The sequence below is a fragment of the Aeromonas sp. A35_P genome (assembly GCF_002259925.1).
GTDB lineage: Bacteria > Pseudomonadota > Gammaproteobacteria > Enterobacterales > Aeromonadaceae > Aeromonas > Aeromonas dhakensis.
On sequence record NZ_NEVB01000215.1, the window covers coordinates 1 to 25,026 of the forward strand.

Below are 25,026 nucleotides of genomic sequence, written 5' to 3' on the forward strand. Positions count from 1 at the left end.
TTTTTAGGGAGGATGAGTGGCCATGAAAAATGGAAAACGTTTTTCTTCGTTTGAATTTTTAGTCTGTTTTAGTGGATGTAAAAAAATGCCCTTGCAGGGGCTATTGAGGCCCAATTTCGTTACCAGTCGATGACATTTGTGCAATGGCAGATCCGGTGCAGCAGCAGAGAGGAAGGGTTTATGCCGTTTCGCATGAAAATCACAGCGTAAGCGGCATTTATACAAAATCACCAATAAAAAACCCCGCATGAGCGGGGTTTCTAGCAGACAACGGGCCGGGCAGCCCTTCGTGCACACCACGGGTGCCGTGATGTCAGTGGATGTGGTTACTTGAGACCGAGCACGTCCTGCATGTCATAGAGGCCGGCGCCCTGCCCCTTCAGCCACTTGCCGGCGCGCACCGCACCGTTGGCGAAGGTGAGGCGGCTGGAGGCCTTGTGGCTGATCTCCACCCGCTCGCCGATGTCGGCGAACATGACGGTGTGCTCCCCCACCAGATCGCCGGCGCGAATGGTGGCAAAGCCGATGGTGTTGCGATCCCGCTCGCCGGTGATCCCCTCGCGGCCGTAAACGGCGCACTCTTTCAAGTCACGTCCGAGCGTCTTGGCCACCACCTCCCCCATGGAGAGCGCGGTGCCGGACGGTGCATCCACCTTGTGTCTGTGGTGCCCCTCGATGATCTCGATGTCGGTGTAATCCCCCATCACTCTGGCGGCCTGCTCCAGCAGCTTGAACACCAGGTTGACGCCCACCGAGTAGTTGGAGGCGAAGACGATGCCGATCTCGCCGGCGGCAGCCTGGAGCGCCGCCTTGCCCGCGTCGTCAAAGCCGGTGGTGCCGATCACCATCTGCTTGTGATGGGCCAGGGCGAAAGCCAGGTTGGCCAGGGTCACCTCGGGGCGGGTGAAGTCGATGATGAGATCAAACTCGTCCCGTACCTTGTCCAGGCTGTCGCTGATGATGACGCCGAGCCGCCCCAGCCCGTTGAGTTCGCCGGCATCCAGCCCGATCACGGCGGAGCCCGGTCGCTCCAGCGCCGCCCCGACCACCACGCCCTCGGCATGGCTGATCGCCTCCAGCAGCACCTTGCCCATACGACCATTACAGCCCATCACAGCCACACGGATCGGATTGTCCATCTCCACCCTCTCATCTCTATTAAGGAAAGAGACCGTTTTACCAGCCTGTGCCCGCTTTGAAAAGCCCGCCGTGGGCGTCGTTGGTCACCCGAAAAATCAACAACATATTCAACGAAATCCGAATATTTCACGGATTTAATCAATTCAACAAAATCACCAGACAAAAAGCAGCATCCATCTGGACGTCTATCTTGACCGGGCGGGCACGACTCACTACTGTAGGCACCCCATAGCGGCAGGATGCCCGCCACGCTCACCCCACTGCGGGCTGGCTGAGACAGGGAGGTCATGTACAACCATCGAGGAACACATGATCCAGACTCAACCCAGCGCCAGAGCCCTGCTGCCTCTGCTGGTCTTTCTTGCTCTCTTTATCGGTACCGGCACCTGGCTGACCCTGCAGGGGGTCGAGTTCGCCTTCTATCAGCTGCCCGCCCCCGTCGCCGCCCTCCCCGCCGTCATGCTGGCGCTGGTGCTGGGCAAGGAGGGGTTCAACAAGAACCTCGAGACCTTCTTCAAGGGGGTCGGTGACAGCAACATCATGGCGATGTGCCTCATCTATCTGCTGGCGGGTGCCTTCGCCACCGTGGCCAAGGCCACCGGCGGGGTGGATGCCACGGTCGCGCTTGGTCTCTCCCTCATCCCCGGCTGGTTCCTGCTGCCTGGGCTGTTCCTCATCTCCGCCTTCATCGCCACCGCCATGGGCACCTCCATGGGGACCATAGGCGCCGTGGCACCGGTGGCGCAGGGCGTGGCCCAGGCCGCCGGCATCGATCCTGTGCTGATGGCGGGCACCATCCTCTCCGGCGCCATGTTTGGCGACAACCTCTCCATCATCTCCGACACCACCATTGCGGCCACCCGCAGCCAGGGCTGCGAGATGAAGGACAAGTTTCGCGAGAACTTCAAGATTGCCGCCCCGGCCGCCATCGGGGTGATCCTGCTCTATCTGACCCTGGGGTCGGTCGGGGATGCCCCCGCCACCGAGGCCCATATCGAGCTGCTCAAGGTGATGCCCTACCTGCTGATCCTGGTGCTGGCCCTCTCTGGCATGAACGTCTTCATGGTACTGGGGCTCGGCATTGTGGCCGCTGGCGGGGTCGGTCTGCTGGGGGATTACCCCCTCGGCCAGTTCAGCAAGGACATCTATCAGGGCTTCACCGGCATGCAGGAGATCTTCCTGCTCTCCATGTTGATCGGCGGCCTCGGCGCCCTGATGGAGCGCCAGGGGGGACTGGCCTGGATCAGCACCCGCATCAGCGCCCTCATCGCCCGCTTTACCCGTCAGCACGACGGCGAACAGAACGAGAAGGCGGCCGAGCTCGGCATCGCCGGGGTGGTGGGCCTCACCAACCTCTGCACCGCCAACAACACGGTGGCCATTATCGTCGCCAGCAAGGTGGCCAAGGATCTGGCGGATCACCACGGGGTAACCCCGCGCCGCGCTGCCTCCATGCTCGACATCTTCTCCTGTGTGGTGCAGGGGCTGATCCCCTGGGGCGCCCAGGCGCTGCTGCTGGGCTCCATCTTCGCCCTCTCGCCGCTGGCGGTGGTGAGCATGAGCTTCTACCCCATGGCGTTGGCGCTGGCCGCTCTGGTGGCGGTGTTCGTCAAACACCAGATGCGCAAAGCCGCCCACGCCTGATAGTGCGGCCGCCGGGTCCCACCCGGCGGCCGAGCCGCGCTGTTCAACCCGGCGCGGCCTTGTTAAGGTGATCGCCTGCCAGTGCGATCCCCTTATCGCCCCGTAGCCCGTTCATCAGAGGAGCCCCCATGCCGGATACCCAGCCTGAAAGACAATCCCTGCGCCAGCTCATCCGCCAACGCAGAAAGAGCCTGACCCAGGCCGAGCAGCAGCAGGCGGCCCAGCAGCTGGTTGCCCAGTTCAAGCAGCATCCCGAGATCCTGGCTGCCAGGCGCATCGCCCTCTATCTGGCCAACGACGGTGAGCTCAACCCCCTGCCCGCCATCCACTGGCTGTGGGCCCAGCAAAAAGAGGTCTACCTGCCGGTGCTGCACCCCTTCACCCCGGGCCACCTGCTCTTCTTGCGCTACACCGCCACCAGCCCCATGACCCGCAACCGTTACGGCATCGCCGAACCTGAGCTCGACATGCAGCAGGTGGTGCCCCACAGCACCCTCGATCTGATTTGCACACCCCTGGTGGCGTTCGACGCGGCAGGCAACCGGCTCGGCATGGGCGGCGGCTACTATGATCGCACCCTCGCCTGCTGGCACGAGCACAGGCTCGGCCCCAAACCGCTGGGGATTGCCCACGACTGCCAGCAGGTAGACGCGGTGCCGCAGGAGGAGTGGGACGTGCCGCTGCCCCAGATCATCACTCCCAGCCGCTGCTGGCACTTTCCCGACTGAGGCCGGAAGCGGCGCTCGGCTCTTGCTGACACAGCCATGTGTGCAATGACATGGCGCAATAAACAGGCAAACGATTTACATCTTGCAGGTTTTTGGCCCGGAACGTGAGCTGGGTGGTCGCTCTGGGATGGCGGCTTGGATATAATGCGGCCGCTTTTTTCCAAAGGATCGATCATGACTCAAGATGAAATGAAGAAGGCGGCCGGTTGGGCTGCGCTCAAGTATGTGGTTCCCGGCACCATCGTCGGGGTAGGCACCGGCTCTACCGTCAACCACTTCATCGATGCACTGGCGACCATGAAGGACGAGATCAAGGGAGCGGTATCCAGCTCCGTGGCCTCCACCGAACGCCTCAAGGGCTTCGGTATCCCTGTGTATGACCTCAACGAGATCGACGCCCTCTCCGTCTACGTGGACGGTGCCGACGAGATCAACGGCACCCGCGACATGATCAAGGGCGGTGGCGCGGCCCTGACCCGCGAGAAGATTGTCGCCGCCGTGGCCGACAAGTTCATCTGCATCATCGACAACACCAAGACGGTCGACGTGCTGGGCACCTTCCCGCTGCCAGTGGAAGTGATCCCCATGGCCCGCGAATACGTGGCCCGCGAGATCAAGAAGCTGGGCGGCAACCCGGTCTGGCGTGAAGGTGTGGTCACCGACAACGGCAACCACATCCTGGACGTGAAAGGCATGGCCATCACCGATGCCAAGGGGCTGGAAGTGCAGCTCAATGCCATCGTTGGCACCGTCACCAACGGCCTGTTCGCCCACCGCGGGGCAGACGTGGTGCTGATTGGTACTCCCGACGGGGTCATCACCCAATAAGGTTGTCTGCCAAAACGCAGCTCAACGGCATCATGGTAGGCACAGTCACCAACGGCCTGTTCGCCCACCGCGGGGCAGACGTGGTGGTGATCGGCACCCCGGACGGCGTGATCATCAGCTGACCTTTGATGGACCGGATCAGGTCATCCATGATCCCTTCGCAATGAAAGACGGCGCCCCATGGCGCCGTTTTTATTTGTTGCTCAATGAGTTGCAAACCCTCGTTTACAACTATCGTTGAAAACTTCAAAGAATTTGACTTTCGTCACAAATATTCCCTCTCCCCAACGTTTTTGCTACTTTACGGTTTTCTTCACACACCATATCTGCACTCACTTTTGCAAACATAGAGGGATCGTCATGACCGCCAAGTTTTCACTGGACAAGGATAAAATCAAGGTGCTGCTGCTGGAGGGGGTTCACCCCAACACAGTGGAAACCTTTCGTGCCGCAGGTTACACCAGTGTGGAGTATCTGAAGACCTCTCTCTCCGAAGAAGAGCTGATCGAGCGTATTCGTGACGTGCATTTCGTGGGGCTGCGCTCGCGCACCCAGATCACCGAGAAGGTGCTGGATGCCGCCAACAAGCTGGTGGCCATCGGCTGCTTCTGCATCGGCACCAACCAGGTCTCCCTGGATGCCGCCCACCTGCGCGGCATCCCGGTGTTCAACGCCCCCTTCTCCAACACCCGCTCGGTGGCCGAACTGGTGCTGGGGGAGATCCTGCTGCTGCTGCGCGGCATCCCGGAGAAGAACGCCAAGTGCCATCGCGGTGTGTGGGAAAAGCTGGCCAACCGTTCGGTAGAAGCCCGTGGCAAGAAGCTCGGCATCATCGGCTACGGCCACATCGGCACCCAGCTTGGCATCATCGCCGAGAGCATCGGCATGAAGGTCTACTACTACGACATCGAGAACAAGCTCTCGCTCGGCAACGCCATCCAGGTGCCGAGCATGGTCGAGCTGCTCAACATGTCCGACGTCATCAGCCTGCACGTGCCTGAGACCGCCTCCACCAAGGATCTCATCGGTGCCGAGCAACTGCGCATGATGAAACCGGGCGCCATCTTCATCAACGCCTCCCGTGGTACCGTGGTGGACATCGACGCCCTGGCCGACGTCATCAAGAGCGGCCACCTCGCCGGCGCCGCCATCGACGTCTTCCCGGTCGAGCCCAAGTCCAACGACGAGGAGTTTCTCACCCCGCTGCGCGGGCTGGACAACGTGATCCTGACCCCGCACATCGGCGGCTCCACCCAGGAGGCCCAGGAGAACATCGGCCTAGAAGTGGCCAACAAGCTGGTCAAATACTCCGACAACGGCTCTACCCTCTCCGCCGTCAACTTCCCCGAGGTCTCCCTGCCGGGTCACAAGGGCTCCAGCCGCCTGCTGCACATTCACCGCAACCAGCCTGGCGTGATGAACCAGATCAACCAGATCTTCGCCGACGAGGGGATCAACATCGCCGGTCAATACCTGCAGACCAGCAGCCACATCGGCTACGTGGTGATCGACGTGGAGACCGAGCACAGTGAGAAGGCGCTGGCCAAGCTCAAGGAGATCGGCGGCACCATCCGTGCCCGCATCCTGCACTGATCAGCCTCACAGCCGCCCAGCAAAAAGCCCGTCGCAATGACGGGCTTTTTTATGCTGCGATGCTCAGCGCAGATCCACGTCGTTGCGCCTTTATCCCCCTCTCCCCTCGCGGGAGCAGGGTTGGGGATGAGGGGGAGATGAAACCGCCCTCATCCTGCCCTCTTGCAAAGAGAGCGGGAAAATACGCGACAGACAATGCGACAGACAATAAGGCCCGGCTTACCACCAACCCAGCAGGTTGCGGCCCACCAGGGCGCCCCACACCAGGGCGTTGAGGGCCAGTGCGATGAAGACGGCGGCGGAGCCCAGATCCTTGGCGCGACCGGAGAGCTCGTGATGTTCGGAGCCGATGCGATCCACCACCGCCTCGACGGCGGAGTTGAGCACCTCGACGATCACCACCAGCCAGCTGATGCAAATGAGCAGCAGGATTTGATCGAGGGTATCGCCGATCCAGAACGCTAGCGGCATCAACAGCAGGATCAGCATCAGCTCCTGCCGGAAGGCGGCCTCGTTGATCCAGGCTGACTTGAGCCCCTTCATGCTGTAACCGGTTGCATTGATGATGCGGGTGACCCCGGTTGCCCCTAGCTTTGCCACGCTATCTACCTCATTTGGAATCGTTTTGGGGCTCACATCCTATCAGAGCCCCTCGAGGTTTCCATCAGGGGTTTTTTGCTTTATTTTATCCCTTTGCCTTTTCTGGCACTCAGTCAACGCTACTGCCCACGCCACCCATTTCGAGAATCGAGTCGTATGTCCATTCACACCGATGAATTGCGCACCCGTCGCCTGGAGTCCCTGATCACTCCCAGCGAGCTGGCGCACGCCTTCCCGTTAAGCGACAACGTTGCCCAGAACCTGCTGGATGCCCGCCGCGAAGTGGAAGCGATCCTGGCCGGTGAGGATCAGCGTCTGCTGGTCATCGTCGGTCCCTGCTCCATTCACGATCCGGCCGCCGCCCACGAGTATGCCCTGCGCCTCAATGCCCTGCGCCAGCAGTATAAAGAGAGCCTGTGCATCGTGATGCGCACCTATTTCGAGAAGCCGCGCACCATCGTCGGCTGGAAAGGCCTCATCAATGATCCGCGCCTCGATGGCAGCTTCGACGTCAACGAAGGGCTGAAACTGGCCCGCAAGCTGCTGGTGGACATCAACGCCCTCGGCATGCCCACCGCCACCGAGTTCCTCGACATGGTGACCGGCCAGTACATCAGCGACCTCATCACCTGGGGCGCTATCGGCGCGCGCACCACCGAATCTCAGGTGCACCGCGAGATGGCCTCCGCCCTCTCCTGCCCGGTCGGCTTCAAGAACGGCACCGACGGCAACACCCGTATCGCCATCGATGCGGTGCGCGCCGCCCGTCACAGCCACATCTTCTACTCCCCGGACAAGGACGGCAAGATGACCATCTACCGTACCGCCGGCAACCCCTATGGCCACGTGATCCTGCGCGGCGGCCACAGACCCAACTACGACACCGCCAGCATCGATGAAGCGTGCGAAGCATTGGCCGACGTCGGCCTGCCCGAGCGGCTGGTAGTGGATTTCAGCCACGGCAACAGCATGAAGGATCACCGTCGCCAGCTGCTGGTGGCGCAGGATATCTGCGATCAGCTGCGCCGCGGTCGCACCGGCATTGCCGGCATCATGGCCGAGAGCTTCCTGGTGGAAGGGCGGCAGGATGTGGAGAACGGCTGCGCCGCCACCTTCGGCCAGAGCATCACGGATGCCTGCCTCTCCTGGAGCGACACCGAAACCCTGCTGGCCATGCTGGCCGAGGCCGCCCAGGTGCGCCTTGCCAAGCAGCAGGCCTGAGTGCGGATGACGAACGCCGACTGGCGGATAGTGCCCCTCGACGAGACACTGCTGGCGCAGTGGGCAACCCTGCGCCAGCAGCTGTGGCCAAACCACGAAATGGCGGCCCATCAGCAAGAAGGGGCCGAACTGCTGGCCACAGCCCATCTCAACGCCTTTCTGGTGCTGGATGTGCAGAGCCAGGCGGTGGCCTTTGCCGATGCGGCCCTGCGCCACGATTACGTGAACGGCTGCGAGAGCAGCCCTGTGGTCTATCTGGAAGGGATCTATGTGCAGCCGGCCTCGCGCCGGCGCGGGTTGGCCCAGGCCTTGATTGCCCGGGTGGCCCAGTGGGGCCGTGAGCTCGGTTGTCGCGAGCTGGCCTCCGACGCCGCCATCGACAACCTTGCCTCCCAGCAACTGCACCAGCGACTCGGCTTTGCCGAAACGGAGCGGGTCGTCTTCTTCAAAAAGGCCCTCGGCTGACGCCAGGGCCTTGTTTGTCTCTCACAGGCTCGGCATAAACCAGACCCGGCCACCCGCCTCGATACGATCGGTCTTGATCTGGAATACCTGTGCCAGCAGCGCCTCGTCCACCAGTTCGACGCCTCCTTCCCGCACCACCCTCCCCTGTTGCAGACAAAGCAGGCGATCGGCCCAGTCGATGGCCAGGTTGATGTCATGGATGGCGAGCACCACCAGCAACCCCTGCCCGGCCAGCTGCTTTAGCAGCCGCAGCAGCGCCAGCTGATGGTGCAGATCCAGCCCCGCCAGCGGTTCGTCCAGCAGCAATACTCGTCCGCCCGGGTTGAGGCTCGGCCACACCTGCAGCAGGGTACGGGCGATCAGCACCCGCTGCTGCTCCCCCCCAGACAGCCGGCTGAAGTCCCGCGCCAGCAAAGCTTCCAGCTCCAGCGCCTGGCACAGCGCCTGAATAGCCTTGTTCTGTCTGGCCGCAGGTTGAGCCTCATCGAGCCCCAGGCTCAGCACCTGAAACACCGGGATATGAAACAGCTGGGGCTGGCGCTGGGGCAGCATGGCGCGCCGCTGCGCCAGCGCCGGCCAGCTCAAGTCCGCCAGCGACTCGCCGCCGATGCGCACCTCCCCCTGCCCCGGCAAGAGGCCGGCCAGGGCGCCGAGCAGGGTCGACTTGCCGCTGCCGTTGGGGCCGAGCAGGGCCACCAGCTGGCCCCCCTGCCAGGCAAGGTCGAGGGGGGCGAGCCGGTTGGCGACGGCAAGGGCACGGGCCGCCAGCAAGGGTGGCTGACCCCCGAGGATTTCAGGTGCTGGCATGGGCATCTTGCCTCAACAACAGATAGATGAAGAGCGGGGCGCCGACCGAGGCGGTGATGACCCCGATGGGCAGCTCCCCCGCCTGCAGGGCGGAGCGGGCGATGAGATCAGCCGCCAGCAGCAGGGCGCCGCCCCCCAGCGCCGAGGCGGGCAGCAGGAAGCGCTGATCGCTGCCGCCACACAGGCGCAGCAGATGGGGCACCACCAGCCCGACGAAGCCGATGACGCCGCACAGCGCCACCGCCATGCCGGTGAGCAGGCAGACCGCCAGCACCAGCCGCACCCGCATCTTGTCCACATCGAGCCCCATCAGGCGGGCCTGGGTCTCCCCCAGCAGCAGTTGCTGCAGCGCCTTGCCCTGCCAGCCGAGCCAGCCGAGGGCGAGCGGGAACAGCAGCCACCACCAGGCCAGTTGCTGGCTGCCGTAAGAGAGGCTCCCCATCATCCAGAACATGAATTCACGCAAGGAGCCGTCATCGGCAAAGTACATCAGCCAGGTCATGGCGGCGTTGGTAAGGATGCCGACGGCGACCCCGAACAGCAGCAGCCGGGCGTGGCCGAGCCGGGCCCGGCGCGCCAGCCGGATGAGCAGCATGGTCACCAGCAGAGCACCGCCGAAGGCCGCCAGCGACAACCCCCAACCCGGCAGATAGACGCCGAGGGCCTTGGCCACCGCCATCGCCACCATGGCGGCCAGTCCCGCCCCGCTCGAGACGCCGAGCAGGCCGGGTTCGGCCACCGGGTTGTGCAGCATCACCTGCAGCACGGCGCCACCGCAGGCGAGCGCCGCCCCCGCCAGCAGGGCCAGCAGGGCGCGCGGCAGGCGCAGCTCCAGCAGAATGCGCTGCTCGAGATCTCCCAGCGGCTGCCAGGGCAGCAAGACGAATTCGCCCCAGGCGAGGGAGCAGAGGAACAGCGCCAGGGTCAGTAGCAGCAGGCCGAGCAGCCAGCGCCGCTGCCAGCGCTGCTGACGGGCGAGCAAAGAGAGGTACACAGAGGCTCTCCGAAGGTGAGAACGAGTCGCCGCCAGAGCCTGTCGAGCAGCTGGCGCGAGTCATGAAAAACGCATGATAACAGCGTGTTGCTACCCAAGGTCAAGGCTGGTAAGGCTTGGCGAGGGCGGCGATCTCGCCGCTTGCCACCAGCTCCTGCAGGGCCAGTGCCAGCGGTTGCTGCAGCGCCTGATGGGGAGAGCGCTTGCTCATGCCCAGATAGAGCACAACAGGCTCAGGCGGCTGGTAGGGCGCCTTACGCACCCCCGTCTCCTTGTCCCGGCTCAGGGCGTAATCCACCTGACAGTCGGTACCTATCATCAACGGCAGGTGGTCACGCTGCACCATGCGCAGCAGCTGCTCCTCGGTGGGCACCCCGTGCTTGTCGAGCCGACGGTCGGAATCGAACGGCTCGAAATAGGCCGAGTTGAGCACATAACCCACCCTGTGTCCCAGCAGATCGGCATAGGTGCGCAGGGTCGATATGGCCGCCCCCTTGCCATAGAAGGCCGGCAGGCACTGGTAATAGGCCGGCTGCAGATAGTCGATGAACGCCGCCCGCTCCGCCGTCATGGCCAGCCCTATCATCAGGTCTACCTGACCGGTCTGCATCTGCTTGAGCGCCCGCCCCCAGGGGACCCGCTTCACTTCGAAGCGGATGCCGCTGCGGCGCTGCAGCTGCTGCAAGATATCCATGTCCAGTCCGCCGAAGCAACCGTCCGGCTGCGCAATCCGAAACGGCGGCCAGACATCGGTGGCTACCGTCAGGGTCGGCGCCCCGTGCACCAGGCAGGCAAACAGCAGACCAAGCACACCCCAGCTTGTCTTGCCCATCTCGTACAACCCTCAGTCTCTTCATCCTTGATGGATTAAAAATACCCTGCCGCCCCACTTATGAGAACCCGTGGTTCGGCGATAAAATGCGATTGATTTTAAAGGAGAACCTAATGAACCCTATCTTCACCAGTATCGGCCTGCTGCTGTGCAGCAACGTCTTCATGACCTTCGCCTGGTACGCCCACCTCAAGAGCATGAATCACAAACCCTGGATCATCGCCGCCCTGGTGAGCTGGGGTATCGCCCTGTTTGAATACCTGCTGCAGGTGCCTGCCAACCGCATCGGCCATACCGTGCTCTCGGTGGGCCAGCTCAAGATCCTGCAGGAGGTGATCACCCTCACCGTGTTCGTTCCCTTCTCCCTCTTCTATCTGAAAGAGGATCTGAAGTGGGATTACCTGTGGGCCGGCCTGTGTATCCTGGGTGCGGTCTTTTTTGTCTTTCGCGAGAAACTCACCGGCGCCTGACGCTGTACACTCAATAACATCCCCAGCAAGGCATCTCCTTGATAGACGAGGCAAAAACCATGGAATTGCGAGACATGCTACAGATCCTGGCCAAGCAGGACGGCTCAGACCTCTATCTGTCGACCGGCGCGCCCCCCTGTGCCAAGTTCAACGGCGGCCTGCGCCCCCTGAACGAAACGCCGCTCGAGCCCGGCGAGGTGGCCAGCATAGCCGACGCCATCATGGACGGCGAGCAGAAGCAGCAGTTTGAGCGGGAGCTGGAGATGAACCTCGCCATCTCGCTGCCCCAGATCGGCCGCTTTCGGATCAACATCTTCAAGCAACGCAACGAAGTCTCTCTGGTGGCGCGCAACATCAAGACCGAGATCCCCCGCTTCGAGGACTTGAAACTGCCCCCCGTGCTGCTCGACACCATCATGGAAAAACGGGGGCTGGTGCTGTTCGTCGGCGGTACCAGCTCGGGCAAGTCCACCTCGCTCGCGGCCCTCATCGACCATCGCAACCGCAACAGCGGCGGCCACATCATCACCATCGAGGATCCGGTGGAGTTCGTGCACCGCCACCGCAAGAGCATCATCAACCAGCGCGAAGTGGGGGTGGATACCCGCAGCTTCCACGCCGCCCTGAAAAACACCCTGCGCCAGGCACCGGACGTGATCCTTATCGGCGAAATTCGCGATCGCGAGACCATGGAGCACGCGCTGGCCTTCTCCGAAACCGGCCACCTCGCCATCTCCACCCTGCACGCCAACAACGCCAACCAGGCGCTGGATCGCATCATCAACTTCTTCCCGGAAGAGCGCCGGCCCCAGCTGCTCAACGATCTTGGCAACAACCTCAAGGCGTTTGTCTCCCAGCGACTGGTGAAGACCAAAGAGGGTGGCCGCCGGGCGGCGGTGGAGATCATGCTGGGCACCCATACCATCCGCGACATGGTCAAGCGTGGCGAGTTTGGCGGTCTCAAGGAGGTGATGGAGAAGTCCAAGGCCCTCGGCATGGTCACCTTCGACAGCGCCCTGTTCGATCTGGTGGTGGAAGGGGTGATCGACGAGGAGGAGGCGGTGAAGAACGCCGACTCGGCCAACAACCTGCGCCTCAAGATCAAGCTGTGGAGGGAGAAGGGCCAGATCGCCAGCAGCAGCGACGCCACCGGCTGGAGCCTGGAGCCCACCAAGGACGAGAAGGACGATCTGTTCTGACCCGCCTCCCACTTGAACCTGCAAACACCCGCCCCGGCGGGTGTTTTCATATCCCGGCGGCCTGATCCCTCCTCGCCCGTAGCAGACAGTGACATCTGGTGAACGAACAGCCCATCTGCGACAAAAGTCGTCACCATAAATGACAAAACCATCACTTGACCGGAAAACCGTGTGAGAAGTGTGAGTGAAAGCACTTTCATACTGGCTTCAAAGGAGGCACTATCAAAGAGTTCTATCAATAAAGGGGTATTCAATGTTGTTACAACCAGCCAATACAGCACAGTCAAGGCAGTTGCTGAACGAGACCATGGCTCTGGTTCTCGCAGGAGGGCGGGGCAGTCGCCTCAAACAGTTGACGGACAACAGGGCGAAACCGGCAGTACACTTCGGCGGCAAGTTCCGCATCATCGACTTCGTACTCTCCAACTGCATCAACTCCGGCATTCGCCGGGTCGGGGTAGTGACCCAGTACAAATCCCACAGCCTCCTGCGCCACCTGCAGTCCGGCTGGTCCTTCCTTCGCTACCAGATGAACGAGTTCATCGATCTGCTGCCGGCCCAGCAACGGGTGGACGAGGTCAACTGGTATCGCGGCACCGCCGATGCGGTCTACCAGAATCTGGACATCATTCGCGATCACGGCCCCAAATACGTGGTGGTGCTGGCGGGGGATCACATCTACAAGATGGATTACGCCGCCATGCTGCTCGATCACGTCAACATGGGGGCCAGGGTGACGGTGGCCTGCATCGAGGTCCCGCGCCAGGAGGCGAGCGCCTTCGGGGTGATGGCGGTGGACGGCGATCGCAAGATCAACTCCTTCGTCGAAAAACCCGCCAATCCACCCGCCATGCCGGACAAGCCCGACACCGCGCTGGCCTCCATGGGGGTTTACATCTTCGAGGCGGACTACCTCTACCAGCTGCTGGAAGAGGATCTCGCCAACCCGGCCTCTCACCATGACTTCGGCATGGACGTGATACCCCGGGTGGTGCAAGAGGGCACCGCCTACGCCCACCCATTCAGCATGTCCTGCGTCGGCTGCTGCCCGCAAAAGCGCCCCTACTGGCGCGACGTGGGCACGGTGGAGTCGTTCTGGGAAGCCAACATGGATCTCGCCTCCGTCACCCCCGAGCTCGACATCTATGATCAGGACTGGCCCATCTGGACCAGCCAGAACATGACCCCGCCCGCCAAGTTCGTGCAGGACAGAAACGGCCAGCACGGCATGACCATCAACTCCATGTTTGCCGGCGGCACCATCGTCAGCGGCTCCTTCATCGTGAGCTCGGTGCTGTTCACCAATGTGCGGGTCGACTCCTTCTGCACCCTGGATCAGGCGGTGATCTTCCCCGGAGTCGAGATAGGCCCGGGCTGCCGGCTGCGCCGGGTGGTGATCGACAAGGGCTGCAAGCTGCCGGAAGGACTGGTGGTGGGGGAAAACGCCAGCGAGGATGCCCGCCGCTTCTACCGCTCCGAGCAGGGTATCGTACTGGTCACCCAGGAGATGCTGGCCAGACTGTGATGCCGCCGCGTCGGCAAGAGGGGGTCATGGTGGCTCCCTTTTTACATTTGCTTACCGCTCTCCCCTTGCCTGACAGGTCTGCTGGCATGCTACTCTGCCCTCGGCCCAGCCTTCGTCTCACCATGGAATCGCATATGAAAAAACTGGATGTTGCCCGCCTTGCCAGCCTCGCCGACGAGGCCGCCCAATCCCCGCGCCTGCGCATGAACCACAATCTGCATCAGGAGCTGGCCGACCCCATCCAGCGCCTGGCCATCGCCATGGAGCCGGGTACCTATATCCGCCCCCATCGCCACCTGCAGACCTGGGAGCTGCTCACCTCGCTGCAGGGCCGTTTCGTGGTGCTCAACTTCGATGACGAGGGCACCGTCATTGCCCGCGCCGTACTGGGGGAAGAGACCTCTGTGCTGGAGACCCCGGTCGCCAGCTGGCATGCGGTGCTCTCTCTCGACCCCGGCGCCGTCATCTTCGAGGTCAAGCACGGCCCCTACGCTCCCTTTCGGGAAGAGGACTTCGCCCCCTGGTCACCGGCGGTGGACGACATCCAGGGCCAGCAGGCGCTGATGGACTGGTATCGCCACGCCGAGGTGGGCCAGCGCTGGCCGGGGCGCTGATCTGCCCCTACGCGAACAAGGCGAACACGCGCCAATAAAAAGACCCGCCAGCGGCGGGTCTTTTTTATCTCCGAGAGTGGGATGTCGAACCCCGGCAGAGCCCAGGGCTCAACCCTTTTGCACCAGGCCAATCTGGCCCGGCTCGCACCACTCGAACATCACCTCCTGACTCTTGCCACAGCAGGAGCCGCCGCACACCTGGGTCTCCCGCTTGGCGACCCGCCCCTTGCGCATCCAGACGCCGAGCATGGCCTCCACCGCATCTTCCGAGGTGTGGAAGTGGCGGGCCAGCTCGCGCCGGCTCGCCTTCTGCTGCGCGGCGAGGTACTCCCCCAGCTCACGCAGGATCATAGGGCCACCACCTTGCGGGCGACGATGTCGCCGTGGCGACGGCCCAGCCACCAGAGCAGCAGCAGGGAGAGGCCGTAGCTCGCCACCCAGAACAGGCTCTGCTCGGGGTGGGCGGCGAAGGTGGCCAGCTGATAGAAGACGGTGGCGCACATGAAGGCCATGTAGTTGCACCAGGCGGCGGTCAGCAGGGCCCACTGGCGGCCGGTCTCCCTCACCAGGGCGCCCATGGCGGCGGCGCAGGGCATGTAGAGCAGCACGAACAACAGGTAGGCGAAGGCGCCGGCTGCCCCGTCGAAGTGGCTCTGCATGTTGCCGTAGGTGGAGACGTCCACCTCCTGCGCCTCGGCGGCGGCCTGCTGGTCATCCAGGTTGCCCACCGCCAGCCCCATGGGGTCGGTCGGGTCGATGTCGGCCAGGTTGGTGGCGACTGCGGCGATCGCCTCCTGGAAGCTGGTCGCCAGGGAGAACTCGCTCGCCTCCTCCTCCCCGTCGCCGCTGCCGGCGTAGAGACTGTTGAGGGTACCGACCACCGCCTCTTTGGCGAAGATGCCGGTGACGATGCCGACCGTGGCCTGCCAGTTGTCATCGCGCACGCCGATGGGGTGCAGCACAGGAGTAACCGCCTGGCTGATTTTGCTCAGCACCGAGCGTTCTTGGTCTTGGTGGCCGAAGCTGCCGTCGGTGCCGAGCGAGTTGAGCACGCTCAGCACGGCGACCACCAGAACTATGGTTTTACCGGCGCCAAACACGAAGGATTTGAGCTTCTGCCAGGTCTTGATGCCGACGTTGACCGGGCGCGGCCACTCGTAATCCGGCATCTCCATCAGCATGGAGTCGCTCTTGCCCGGCAGCAGGGTGCTGCGCAGCAACAGGCCGGTGAGCACCGCCACCAGGATGCCGATGAGGTAGAGACCGAACACCAGGTTCTGACCCGACTCGGGGAAGAAGGCCACCGCGAACAGGGCGTAGACCGGCAGGCGGGCACCACACGACATGAAGGGGGCCATGGCCGAGGTCATCAGCCGCTCACGCTCGGAGTTGAGGGTACGGGTCGCCATCACCGAGGGCACGGTGCAGCCAAAGCCCATCAGCATGGGCACGAACGCCTTGCCCGGCAGGCCGAGGCGACGCATCAGCGCATCCACCACAAAGGCCGCGCGGGCCAGGTAGCCGGAGCTCTCCAGCACCGCCAGGAACAGGTAGAGGCAGCCGATCACCGGGATGAAGGTGGCGACGGTCTGCAAGCCCACCCCGAAGCCGTCCGCCAGGATGGCCCCCAGCCAGTCCGGCGCATGGACCAGCCCCAGCAGGTGGTGGACGCCATCGACAAAGAGGGCACCGCCCATGATGTCGAAGAAGTCGATGAAGGCGCTGCCCACCTTGATGGCGAACATGAACATCAGGTACATCACCAGCAGGAAGAAGGGAATGCCAAACCAGCGGTTGAGCAGTACCCGATCGAGCCGCTCGCTCTGGGCCGCGGTGAGCTTGCCCTTCTGCTGGCACGCCTGGGCGGCCCACTGGTGGATGTGGCCGTAGCGGATGTCCGCCAGCTGCAGGTCCACATCCTGCCCGTGGTGAGCGCGGGCCACCACGTTGGCGGCGGCGGCCTGCTGGCCGGGCAGCAAGGTCTCCTGCATCACCGCATCCTCTTCCAGCAGGCGCAAAGCGCGGCCACGGGCGGTGAGGTGGTGCGGGGCGAGCAGGGTCTCCAGCTCCGCCAGATCTTTTTCCAGCTCGCTGCCGTAGTCCAACAGCAGCGCCGGCTGCGGCTGGCCGATAAACTGCTGGATCTGGTTCTTGAAGGCGGCGACCTGCTGGCGATTGTGGGCCGAGAGGGCCACCACCGGGCAGCCGAGGGTCTTGCCGAGCTTGCTCTCGTCGATGGTGATGCGCCGCTTTTGCAGGATGTCCATCTTGTTGAGCACCACCACCATGGGCAGCCCCAGCTCGCGCAGTTGCAGCGTGAGGTAGAGGGAGCGCTCCAGGTTGGCGGCGTCGATGACGTTGAGCAGCAGATCCGGCTGCTGACCCTCCACGAAGCGGCTGGCGATCTGCTCGTCCAGGCTCCCCTCCTGATTGGCCAGGCTGTAGATGCCGGGCAGGTCCATCAGTTTGTAGTCGTGGCCCTGGGCACTGAATTCGCCCATCTTCTTGTCGACGGTGACGCCGCTCCAGTTGCCCACCTGCTGGCGGGCCCCGGTCAGGGCATTGAACAGGGAGGTCTTGCCGCTATTGGGATTGCCGACGGTTACCAGGGAGTAGTTCATACCGGTTCGACCTCGATTTGCTGGGCAAGGCTTTTCTGCATTGAGAGGCAGATCCCCTGACACTGGATCTGCAGCGGATCCCCGAGCGGGGCCGCGCGCAAGTAGATGACTTCAGTCTGGGGCAGCAAGCCCATCACCATCAGCTTGCGCCGCAAGGGACGGGTCAATTGATTCATGTTCTTGATGCGAGCACTCTGTCCCGGTGACAACTGCGCGAGTACCATGACTGACTCCCGAAGTTAAACAATAATAATTCTCTTTTACTTGAGGGCATTATAATCCGTGTTTTCAACGCTTATTTGAGTAAAATCAAACTCCGCTTAGCTAACTCACAAATATCTGCCATGAGTCACGACAACAACAGCCGCCTGGTCTACAGCACGGACGGCGGCATCATCAAAGAACAGAGCCAGCCGCAATCCGCCTCCCCCTTCCCCACCGACGGGGTGGTGCGCATCCGCCGCGAAACCAAAGGGCGCAAGGGCGCCGGGGTCATCACCATCCACGGCGTGCCGGCCGACCAGCAAAAGAGCATCGCCACCCTGCTAAAGAAAAAGTGCGGCACCGGTGGCGGCCTCAAAGAGGGGGTGATCGAGATCCAGGGGGACAAGCGGGATCTGATCAAGGCCGAGCTCGAGAAGGCCGGTTTCAGCGTCAAGCTGGTAGGCGGCTGACCCCCGCTCGCCCGGCTTGCGTCACTTTCGCTTTTTCCCTAGAATGCCCGCTCCCATCGAGGGGGAGTAGTCTCGCCAGCCGGCCCCAAACCGGTTCGCGACCCTGATCAACATACTTGGTGCCAACTCACCATGGTCAGGGTGATCCACGCCAGCCGCGGATTTGACAAGACCTTTGACGGGCCAGTGCCAATACCGGGGACGGATGGCGCAGGCTTGTCTCAGGTATAACAATTCCGTCCCCCGGTCATTTTTATGGAAGCCTTGTTAACCTCAACCCTCAGCGTGGCCATCGCCGAAATCGGCGACAAGACCCAGCTGCTGGCGCTGTTGCTCATCTGTCGTTTTCGCAAGCCCTGGCCCATCATCGCCGGCATGCTGGCAGCCACCCTGCTCAACCACGCTGGCGCCGCCTAGCTTGGCGAGTTCATCAGCCGCTGGCTCGACCCCAAGGTGATGACCTATCTGGTGGCCGGTGCCTTCATCGCCATGGCCGCCTGGATCCTGGTGCCTGACAAGATGGACGACGAGGAGAGCCCGCTCGACAAATACGGCCCCTTCATGGCCACCTTCGTGCTGTTCTTCATCGCCGAGATCGGCGACAAGACCCAGATCGCCACCGTGCTGCTGGCGGCCAAGTATGACTCCCTGATCCAGGTCATCACCGGCACCACCCTCGGCATGATGCTGGCCAACGTGCCTGTGGTGCTGCTTGGCAAGCTGTGGGCCGATCGCCTGCCCCTCAAGGGGATCCGCATCGCCTGCGCCATCCTGTTCGTGGGCCTGGGAGTGAGCACCCTGCTGTTCGCCTGACCCGGCCGGATCAGAAGGTGACGAGGCAAGGGTGAGCACTTGCCGACGCCGCTCCCGCGCCCATGTCGTCTCCTTGCACGCAAGCCCCGCCTTTGGCGGGGCTTTTTGCTGCCCGCATATCGGGCCGGCATGCCCGCAGACGGGGGCTGCCAACCGGCGCCATGGCCGTGGCATAATGCGGCAAACCTGATGGAGCATCCCATGCACTTCACCTCAAGACAGACGCTGCTCGACTGGGTCAGGCGCGGGCGTCTCGACCGGGCCCAGTTGCCCGCCGCTCTCGCCCTGTGCGAGCTGCCCCCCGGCCCTGCCCGCTGGCAGTGGCTGTTCGATCGGCTGCTGCTCTGGCTCGGCAGCCTGTGCCTCGGCGCCGGTCTGGTGTTCTTCGTCGCCTTCAACTGGCAGGAGCTCGGCCGCCTCTCGCGCCTCGCCCTGCTGGAGCTGCCGCTGCTCGCCATGCTGCTGTTGCTGTGGCGCAAGCCTCTCGCCGACAGCCAGCGCCAGGCATTGCTGCTCGCCATCGCCCTCAACATCGGCGCCCTGCTGGCGCTGGTGGGGCAAACCTACCAGACCGGCGCCGATCCCTGGCAACTGTTCGCCACCTGGGCGCTGATGCTGCTGCCACTGGCGGCACTCGGCCAGAGCCCGCTGCTGTGGACCCTGAGCTGGCTGCTCGGTCAGCTGGCGCTGGTGCTCTACTGGCGGCTCGGCCTGTTCGACCTCTTCTTCGCCTTCGACGAGGAGGCCCTCGGCTGGAGCCTGACCCTGTTCAACGCCGCCCTCTGGGGCATATTGCTGCTGGTGCCCGCCCGCTACCGGCTGATGCCCTCCTGGCTGGCGGGGCTGGCCGCCGGGCTCGGCGTCACCCTGCTGACCCTGCTGGCGCTGTTCGATGCTGCCTCCCCCTGGGTCTGGCCGGCCTGGCTCGGCTGGCTGGCGGCCGCCTACCTGCGCTGGCACCACAGGTTCATCGCCGGGCTCGCCATGGGCTGCCTGAGCCTCATCGTGGTGCTGCTGACGGCGCTCGGCAAATGGATGGAGCCGGACGTCGACGGCTTCCTGCTGCTCTGCCTCATCGCCATCGGCCTGTCGGTGGCCGCCAGCCGCTGGCTGCAACAACAACGGAGGCCCCATGAGTGATCTGACCCCCTGGCAGCGACTGCAACGGGCCCAACTGGTGGAAGGGGATGCCCCCCGCGACGACCAGCCCCACTGGTCGAGCCGCTTTCTGCTCGGCATGGTGGGCTGGATTGCCGCCCTGTTCCTGCTGTTCTTCCTGTTCATGTCGTTCTCCCAGCTCACCCGGGATGCCAACAGCGCCCTGCTGATGGGCATCGTGCTGATGGCCATCGCCTTTTGCCTCAACCGCTTCGCCACCCGCAGCGATCTGTGGGATCAGTTCGTGCTGGCGCTGGCGCTGGCCGGCGATGCCTGGCTGCTCTACGGCCTGCTCGATCGGCTGGATCTGCACTCGGCCCCGCTCTGGTTCGGCCTCGCCCTGCTGTCGCTGGCCATCGCTGCCCTGTTCGAGCACTGGCTGATCCGGCTGTTCCACAGCTTCGCCACCGCCATCCTGCTCACCCTGGGCCTCGCCTGCCTCGGCCTGCAACTGCTGGCCCTGCCGCTGGTGATGACGGCAGTGGCCCTCTGCTGGCTGCAGGCCGAGCGCGATCCCGTGCGCCATCAGCTCTATGAATCCCTCACCCTGGGGCTGGCGCTCTCCCTGCTGGTGCTGGGGCGCCTGCACCACCCGCTGTGGGAGGGCGGCGCCAGCATGCTCGACGAGCTCGGCCACTCCCGCCTGCCGCTCTGGCTCAACCCGCTGCTCTGCGCCGCCCTGCTGCTGGGACTGATGATCCGGCTGAAACTGCCGCTGCTGTACGGGCTGCCACTGGTGCTGCTCAGCGCTCTCATCCCCGGCATGGGGGCCGGCGCCCTGGTGCTGGGACTGATGATCCGGCTGAAACTGCCGCTGCTGTACGGGCTGCCACTGGTGCTGCTCAGCGCTCTCATCCCCGGCATGGGGGCCGGCGCCCTGGTGCTGGTGCTCGGCTTCTATGCCGGCAGCGTCGGCCTGATGACCCTGGCCGGCCTGCTGCTGGTCGGCTTTGGCTCCCTCTATTACTACGATCTGGGGCTGACCCTGATGACCAAATCCTGGCTGCTGCTGGGCTCGGGCGCCCTGCTGCTCGGCGCCCGCCAGCTGCTCAAACGGCTGAGCCCGCGGAGCCCCTCATGAGACGACTCGCCCTGCTGCTGACCGGCCTCGCCATCCTGGCGGCCATCAATGTCACCGTCTGGCGCTACGAGCACGCCATGAGCGGTGGCGAGGTGGTGCTGCTGCGCCTCGCCCCGGTCGACCCGCGCTCCCTGATGCAGGGGGATTACATGCGCCTCAACTACGAGCTGGCCCGCCAGCTCGGCAACCGGCGCCACGACGAGGCCCCCGCCGACACCCTGGTGATCCGCCTCGACGACCGGCAGATCGCCAGCTGGGTGGAAGGGGGCAAGCCTGATCGATTGGCCCCGGATGAACGGCGGCTGCAGGTACGCCAAAGCGATGGCCAGTGGCGCATCGGCCCCGATGCCTACTTCTTCGAAGAGGGCACCGGCGAGCAGTACGAGGCGGCGCGCTACGGCGAATTTCGCCTGCAAGAGAGCGGCAAGGCCCTGCTGGTGGGGCTGCGCGATGAGCAGCTAAAACCGCTGGGCAACCCCAGAGCGCGCTGGTAACTGCTGGCAATATCAGGCTTTTTTGCCCACACTAGGGCAAGATGGATCGCCCGCGCTACGCCAAGGATCGCCCATGAGGAGAGGTTTTTTCGGTTGTCTGCTGCTGTTGTCATGCCTTGGCACGGCGCAGGCCGAGCTCGGCAAGCTGGAGTACCTGACCGAGGAGTATCCCCCCTACAACTTCACCGATGCCACCGGCCAGCCCGCAGGCCTCGCGGTGGAGCTGCTGCAGCGCATCTGGCAAAACACCCAGACGCCCCCCCAGCCCATCCGCATCCTGCCCTGGGCGCGGGGTTACTACCTGCTCACCCAGAAACCCAACGTGGTGCTCTTCTCCACCGCCCGCACCGACACCCGCGATCCCCTGTTCAAGTGGGCCTGCCCCATCGGCCACGCCGAGTACGTGCTGCTGGCCTACAAGCGCCGCCCCATTACCCTGAGCGCGGTCGAGCAGATCAACGACTACCGCATCAGCGCCGTGCGCTCCGATGCCTCCGAGCAGTTGCTGCTCAACCGCGGCATGGACGAGAACCGCATCATCCCCGCCAACCGGCTGAGCCAGGGGCTGAAGATGCTGGTGTCGGGCCGCGCCGATCTGCTGGCGACCGGCAAGCTGGCGGGCTACGACGCCATCAAGGAGCTGCAGCTCGATGCCAACGAGTTCACGGTGGCCTTCGTACTGGATGCCGAGGAGCTCTGCTACGCCTTCAGCCGCCAGGTGGATGACGGGGTGATCAAGCAGTTTCAGCGCGCCCTCAACCAGGCGCTCGCCTCGCCGGACTATCAGGCCCTGCGACGCCAATACATGCCGTGAGCCGTGCCACGGCTGGCGATTTGGCCGGCTTTGATAACACTTGAGAGTGACGCAACACCCCACCAGGATGGCCAAAATGAAAAAATGGACCGGATTCGCCGCACTCGTGTTTGCCACCCTGGCCCAGGCCAGTCCCGAGCTTGGCAAGCTGCACTACCTCAGCGAAGAGTACAAACCCTACAACTTCTCCAACGAGGCGGGCGCCCCCACCGGGCTCGCCGTCGAGCTGCTGCAACAGGTGTGGAAGAAAACCAACACCCCGCCGCAGACCGTCACCATCATGCCCTGGGCGCGGGGTTACTACCTGCTGACCCAGAAACCCAACGTGGTGCTCTTCTCCACCGCCCGCACCGAGGCGCGGGATCCCCTGTTCAAGTGGGCCTGCCCCATCGGTTACGCCGAGATCGTGCTGATGGGGCTGGCCAAGAACCCGGTCAAGATAGCCAGGCTGGAAGATGCCCAGCAGTACAACATAGGGGCGGTGCGGGCCGACGTGGGGGAGCAGCTGCTGCTCAACAACGGCTTCGACGAGCAGAAGATCCTGCCGGCCAACCGCCTGCCCCAGGCGCTCAAGATGCTCACCTCGGGCCGGGTCGATCTCATCTCCACCAACAAGACCACCATGCTGGATCTGATCGCCTCCCAGCAGCTGGATCCCGCCCAGTTCAAGGTGTTCTGGATGTTGAGCTCCGAGCAGTTCTGCTTCGCCTTCAGCCACCCGGTGAGCGACGAGCTGGTCAAGGAGTTCCAGAGCGGCCTGACCCAGGTGCTGGCCAGCAGCGAATTCCAGCAGATCCAGAGCAAGTACTTCCCCGCACGCTGAGGGGCGACATGAAGAAGGGGCCCAGCGGGGCCCCTTTTGTTTGCCTGTCTCACCTGCCCGTCAGCTCGGCCGACGACGCTGGCGCTTGACCTCGTACATGCAGGCATCGGCCAGCCTCAGCGCCTCGTCCACCGTGCTGAGGGCCGGATCGGTGGCCACCACCCCCACGCTGGCGCCGGCATAATGGAGCGCTCCGGCGGGCAGCTCGAGCGACACCAGGCTCGCCTCGAACAGCCGGCGCTGAAAGCCATGTACCGCCATCACCTGCGGCTCGTCGCCGCACGGCGGCCCCATCCCCACCGCCACGAACTCGTCGCCCCCCACCCGCGCCAGCAAATCGCCGCCGCGCAGCACGCAGGAGAGCGCCGCCGCCACCCGTTGCAGCAACAGGTCCCCCACATCGTGGCCGTGGATGTCGTTGATGGCCTTGAAGCCGTCGAGATCGATAAAGCCTATCAACAGTGGATGCTCGACCCGCTCAGCCAGCGCAAAGAGGCGGTTGAGCTCGAGCATCAAGGCCCGCCGGTTGGGCAGCCCGGTCAACGGGTCGCTCAGCGCCTGGCGCGACAGCTCGTTGTTGGCCTGCTGCAGCTGGATCACCAGCTGTTCACGCTCCACCTGCTCGGCGATGAGCCGGGCGAAGAAGGCGATCAGGTGATCCGAGCCCGCCGTCAGCGGCTTGTGTTCGGCACTGGCGGCACACAGGGTGCCATAGAGGGAGCCGGAGGGGGTGCGCACCGGGCAGCTCAGGTAGGTGCGAATGCCAAGGGCCCGCGCCGCCTGGGAATCCCCCCAGCAGCTCGCCACATCGTCGGTGTAGAAGCGCCCCTCGTCGAGGGCCCGCCGGCAGAGGGTATCGCCCCAGGCCACCGAGGCCCCCTCGGGGATCTGCAGGTCGGCGGCGTTGCGGGCATAGCGGATATGTTGGGTGTCGTGACCAAGGTCGATTTCGGTCAGATAGGTGGATTCGAGCCCGGTGACCGTCTCGAGCATCTCCAGCAGCGGGCGGGTCAGGCTCTCCAGATCCCGCGCCCCGGTCACTTGCAGCGACAACGCCTGCAATATTCTGTCCATGCACACCTCCCTGCTTGCATGTCTATTCCTGAAACCATAGCCCCTTCACCCGCCGCCCGCCCCCATCGCGGCGCTATCTCTGCGCTTTTGCCGCCCTTTGTCGCCGAACGACCCTCGATTGTCCAGCAACGTGCTCCGTTTGCAGCCAACGCGAGATAACCCGCTCTAAGAGGTAATCAGCGCCCACTGCCGAAGCAAGCGGCGCCTGTCGTGCGAAGCTTTTGGCTGCGGCAGCTTGCCGGTGCCACTCAAGCGAGCTCGGTATCGTGATGGCCCCTGTCGCTGGCCGCCTTTATTCGTGACGCTCCCCTGCCATTGCCCTCACCTGGCTCGCCACTCGGTTCAGCTCTCGGCTTGCCACTCTCCCCGTGTCTCTACCCGGCTGTCAGCGCGCTCGGGGCTCGGGGCTCGGGGCTCGGGGCTCACCTTCCATCACACCCCCAACCTGGGTCAACCGCCGGTTGCCACTTTGCAGCAAAGGAGAAAAACCATTCAATTCTGATGGTTGCATCACTAATTTCATGGATTTGGATGGCCCCGCCGAGGCGGGTTCCGTAAGATGACCATCGGCCCCCGTTGGCCCCGCATATTCATGGATGGTCAAGGGCGCAAGGTGACGGCGACAGTCAGGGGCGGCAGCGTCTTTGGCGGAGCCCAGCCGGTCTCCCGCGCCTGCGGCAAGGGCGAGGGTTTCACCCTCGACGGGTGCCCCGTCAGCCTCCGGGGCTTTGCCCATGCCCCCATGCGGATGCGACGCTTGGGGCAATCTGTAAGGTCGAGTAGGGTGCAATAAGCGTGTAGGGTCGATTAGCTA

General features: G+C 63.8%; 25 protein-coding genes and 1 pseudogene. 17 read left to right on the plus strand and 9 right to left on the minus strand.

Translation table 11 applies throughout. The features are described 5' to 3' along the window. Positions 1–326: 326 nt before the first annotated feature. Complete coding sequence (gene dapB, locus CAK78_RS16245; protein WP_094697959.1) at positions 327–1,139, minus strand: 4-hydroxy-tetrahydrodipicolinate reductase; 813 nt, start codon at positions 1,137–1,139, stop codon at positions 327–329. Between the two features lie 310 nt (positions 1,140–1,449). Between dapB and CAK78_RS16250 the strand changes: the two genes are divergently transcribed. The 4 genes from CAK78_RS16250 to serA all read left to right on the plus strand — a co-directional run bounded on the left by CAK78_RS16250 (position 1,450) and on the right by serA (position 5,933). Further along, positions 1,450–2,784, plus strand: a complete 1,335-nt coding sequence (locus CAK78_RS16250) for a Na+/H+ antiporter NhaC family protein (protein WP_094697960.1) — start codon at positions 1,450–1,452, stop codon at positions 2,782–2,784. Between the two features lie 128 nt (positions 2,785–2,912). Next, the gene (locus tag CAK78_RS16255) at positions 2,913–3,512 is read left to right on the plus strand and encodes a 5-formyltetrahydrofolate cyclo-ligase (protein WP_054544545.1); all 600 of its coding nucleotides are present in this window, start codon (positions 2,913–2,915) and stop codon (positions 3,510–3,512) included. Between the two features lie 174 nt (positions 3,513–3,686). Next, positions 3,687–4,340, plus strand: a complete 654-nt coding sequence (rpiA, locus tag CAK78_RS16260) for a ribose-5-phosphate isomerase RpiA (protein WP_094697961.1) — start codon at positions 3,687–3,689, stop codon at positions 4,338–4,340. Positions 4,341–4,700: 360 nt separating this feature from the next. Continuing rightward, a complete protein-coding gene (gene serA, locus CAK78_RS16270; RefSeq protein ID WP_005302616.1) occupies positions 4,701–5,933 on the plus strand; it encodes a phosphoglycerate dehydrogenase in 1,233 nt (410 codons plus the stop codon). A gap of 219 nt (positions 5,934–6,152) precedes the next feature. Here the strand turns inward: serA and CAK78_RS16275 are convergent, their stop codons facing one another. After that, the gene (locus CAK78_RS16275) at positions 6,153–6,533 is read right to left on the minus strand and encodes a diacylglycerol kinase (RefSeq protein ID WP_094697962.1); all 381 of its coding nucleotides are present in this window, start codon (positions 6,531–6,533) and stop codon (positions 6,153–6,155) included. 156 nt (positions 6,534–6,689) lie between these two features. Here CAK78_RS16275 and CAK78_RS16280 point away from each other — a divergent pair, with 156 nt between their 5' ends. Both CAK78_RS16280 and aac(6') read left to right on the plus strand, forming a co-directional pair. Further along, positions 6,690–7,754, plus strand: a complete 1,065-nt coding sequence (locus tag CAK78_RS16280; protein WP_094697963.1) for a 3-deoxy-7-phosphoheptulonate synthase — start codon at positions 6,690–6,692, stop codon at positions 7,752–7,754. Positions 7,755–7,760: 6 nt separating this feature from the next. Next, the gene (gene aac(6'), locus CAK78_RS16285) at positions 7,761–8,219 is read left to right on the plus strand and encodes an aminoglycoside 6'-N-acetyltransferase (protein ID WP_094697964.1); all 459 of its coding nucleotides are present in this window, start codon (positions 7,761–7,763) and stop codon (positions 8,217–8,219) included. Positions 8,220–8,240: 21 nt separating this feature from the next. On the opposite strand, the gene CAK78_RS16290 is transcribed toward aac(6'), so the two are convergent. The 3 genes from CAK78_RS16290 to CAK78_RS16300 all read right to left on the minus strand — a co-directional run bounded on the left by CAK78_RS16290 (position 8,241) and on the right by CAK78_RS16300 (position 10,852). Further along, the gene (locus CAK78_RS16290; protein ID WP_176452826.1) at positions 8,241–9,026 is read right to left on the minus strand and encodes an ATP-binding cassette domain-containing protein; all 786 of its coding nucleotides are present in this window, start codon (positions 9,024–9,026) and stop codon (positions 8,241–8,243) included. Then, on the minus strand, positions 9,013–10,020 hold the full coding sequence (btuC, locus tag CAK78_RS16295) for a vitamin B12 ABC transporter permease BtuC (RefSeq protein ID WP_094697965.1): 1,008 nt from the start codon (positions 10,018–10,020) through the stop codon (positions 9,013–9,015). The genes CAK78_RS16290 and btuC overlap by 14 nt, the downstream gene beginning before the upstream one ends. Before the next feature lie 100 nt (positions 10,021–10,120). Continuing rightward, on the minus strand, positions 10,121–10,852 hold the full coding sequence (locus tag CAK78_RS16300; RefSeq protein ID WP_094697979.1) for a substrate-binding periplasmic protein: 732 nt from the start codon (positions 10,850–10,852) through the stop codon (positions 10,121–10,123). 113 nt (positions 10,853–10,965) lie between these two features. Here CAK78_RS16300 and CAK78_RS16305 point away from each other — a divergent pair, with 113 nt between their 5' ends. The 4 genes from CAK78_RS16305 (at position 10,966) to CAK78_RS16320 (ending at position 14,660) form a co-directional block, all read left to right on the plus strand. Further along, positions 10,966–11,322, plus strand: coding sequence for a DMT family protein (locus CAK78_RS16305; RefSeq protein ID WP_094697966.1), 357 nt, complete (start codon positions 10,966–10,968; stop codon positions 11,320–11,322). 59 nt (positions 11,323–11,381) lie between these two features. Further along, positions 11,382–12,521 carry a type IVa pilus ATPase TapW gene (tapW, locus tag CAK78_RS16310; RefSeq protein WP_094697967.1) on the plus strand — a complete coding sequence of 380 codons (1,140 nt, stop codon included), beginning with the start codon at positions 11,382–11,384 and terminating at the stop codon, positions 12,519–12,521. Between the two features lie 253 nt (positions 12,522–12,774). After that, complete coding sequence (gene glgC, locus CAK78_RS16315) at positions 12,775–14,046, plus strand: glucose-1-phosphate adenylyltransferase (RefSeq protein ID WP_094697968.1); 1,272 nt, start codon at positions 12,775–12,777, stop codon at positions 14,044–14,046. 134 nt (positions 14,047–14,180) lie between these two features. Next, the gene (locus CAK78_RS16320; protein WP_176452827.1) at positions 14,181–14,660 is read left to right on the plus strand and encodes a WbuC family cupin fold metalloprotein; all 480 of its coding nucleotides are present in this window, start codon (positions 14,181–14,183) and stop codon (positions 14,658–14,660) included. 108 nt (positions 14,661–14,768) lie between these two features. Here CAK78_RS16320 and CAK78_RS16325 read toward each other — a convergent pair whose 3' ends face one another. The 3 genes from CAK78_RS16325 to CAK78_RS16335 are packed head-to-tail and all read right to left on the minus strand — an operon-like array spanning position 14,769 to position 17,505. Next, positions 14,769–15,011 carry a FeoC-like transcriptional regulator gene (locus CAK78_RS16325; RefSeq protein WP_005302637.1) on the minus strand — a complete coding sequence of 81 codons (243 nt, stop codon included), beginning with the start codon at positions 15,009–15,011 and terminating at the stop codon, positions 14,769–14,771. Next, positions 15,008–17,281 (minus strand): Fe(2+) transporter permease subunit FeoB, encoded by a 2,274-nt coding sequence (feoB, locus tag CAK78_RS16330; protein WP_094697970.1) that lies wholly within the window; start codon positions 17,279–17,281, stop codon positions 15,008–15,010. Before feoB ends, CAK78_RS16325 begins: the two co-directional genes overlap by 4 nt. Further along, positions 17,278–17,505: a FeoA family protein gene (locus CAK78_RS16335; protein WP_005302641.1), complete on the minus strand. Its 228-nt coding sequence runs from the start codon at positions 17,503–17,505 to the stop codon at positions 17,278–17,280. Before CAK78_RS16335 ends, feoB begins: the two co-directional genes overlap by 4 nt. A 120-nt stretch (positions 17,506–17,625) precedes the next feature. On the opposite strand from CAK78_RS16335, the gene CAK78_RS16340 reads away from it, so the two are divergent. The 7 genes and pseudogenes from CAK78_RS16340 (at position 17,626) to CAK78_RS16370 (ending at position 23,138) form a co-directional block, all read left to right on the plus strand. Then, a complete protein-coding gene (locus CAK78_RS16340; protein ID WP_010633535.1) occupies positions 17,626–17,955 on the plus strand; it encodes a translation initiation factor in 330 nt (109 codons plus the stop codon). A gap of 255 nt (positions 17,956–18,210) precedes the next feature. Then, positions 18,211–18,768 (plus strand): annotated as a pseudogene (locus CAK78_RS16345) (TMEM165/GDT1 family protein). A gap of 201 nt (positions 18,769–18,969) precedes the next feature. Continuing rightward, complete coding sequence (locus tag CAK78_RS16350) at positions 18,970–19,908, plus strand: DUF2157 domain-containing protein (protein WP_094697972.1); 939 nt, start codon at positions 18,970–18,972, stop codon at positions 19,906–19,908. Further along, positions 19,901–21,007, plus strand: coding sequence for a DUF4401 domain-containing protein (locus tag CAK78_RS16355; protein WP_094697973.1), 1,107 nt, complete (start codon positions 19,901–19,903; stop codon positions 21,005–21,007). The genes CAK78_RS16350 and CAK78_RS16355 overlap by 8 nt, the downstream gene beginning before the upstream one ends. After that, on the plus strand, positions 21,004–21,501 hold the full coding sequence (locus CAK78_RS16360; RefSeq protein ID WP_094697974.1) for a GDYXXLXY domain-containing protein: 498 nt from the start codon (positions 21,004–21,006) through the stop codon (positions 21,499–21,501). Before CAK78_RS16355 ends, CAK78_RS16360 begins: the two co-directional genes overlap by 4 nt. A gap of 73 nt (positions 21,502–21,574) precedes the next feature. After that, positions 21,575–22,315 (plus strand): substrate-binding periplasmic protein, encoded by a 741-nt coding sequence (locus CAK78_RS16365; RefSeq protein ID WP_094697975.1) that lies wholly within the window; start codon positions 21,575–21,577, stop codon positions 22,313–22,315. A gap of 76 nt (positions 22,316–22,391) precedes the next feature. After that, on the plus strand, positions 22,392–23,138 hold the full coding sequence (locus CAK78_RS16370) for a substrate-binding periplasmic protein (protein WP_005302657.1): 747 nt from the start codon (positions 22,392–22,394) through the stop codon (positions 23,136–23,138). Positions 23,139–23,198: 60 nt separating this feature from the next. Here CAK78_RS16370 and CAK78_RS16375 read toward each other — a convergent pair whose 3' ends face one another. After that, positions 23,199–24,212: a GGDEF domain-containing protein gene (locus CAK78_RS16375; RefSeq protein ID WP_094697976.1), complete on the minus strand. Its 1,014-nt coding sequence runs from the start codon at positions 24,210–24,212 to the stop codon at positions 23,199–23,201. Positions 24,213–25,026: the final 814 nt, after the last annotated feature.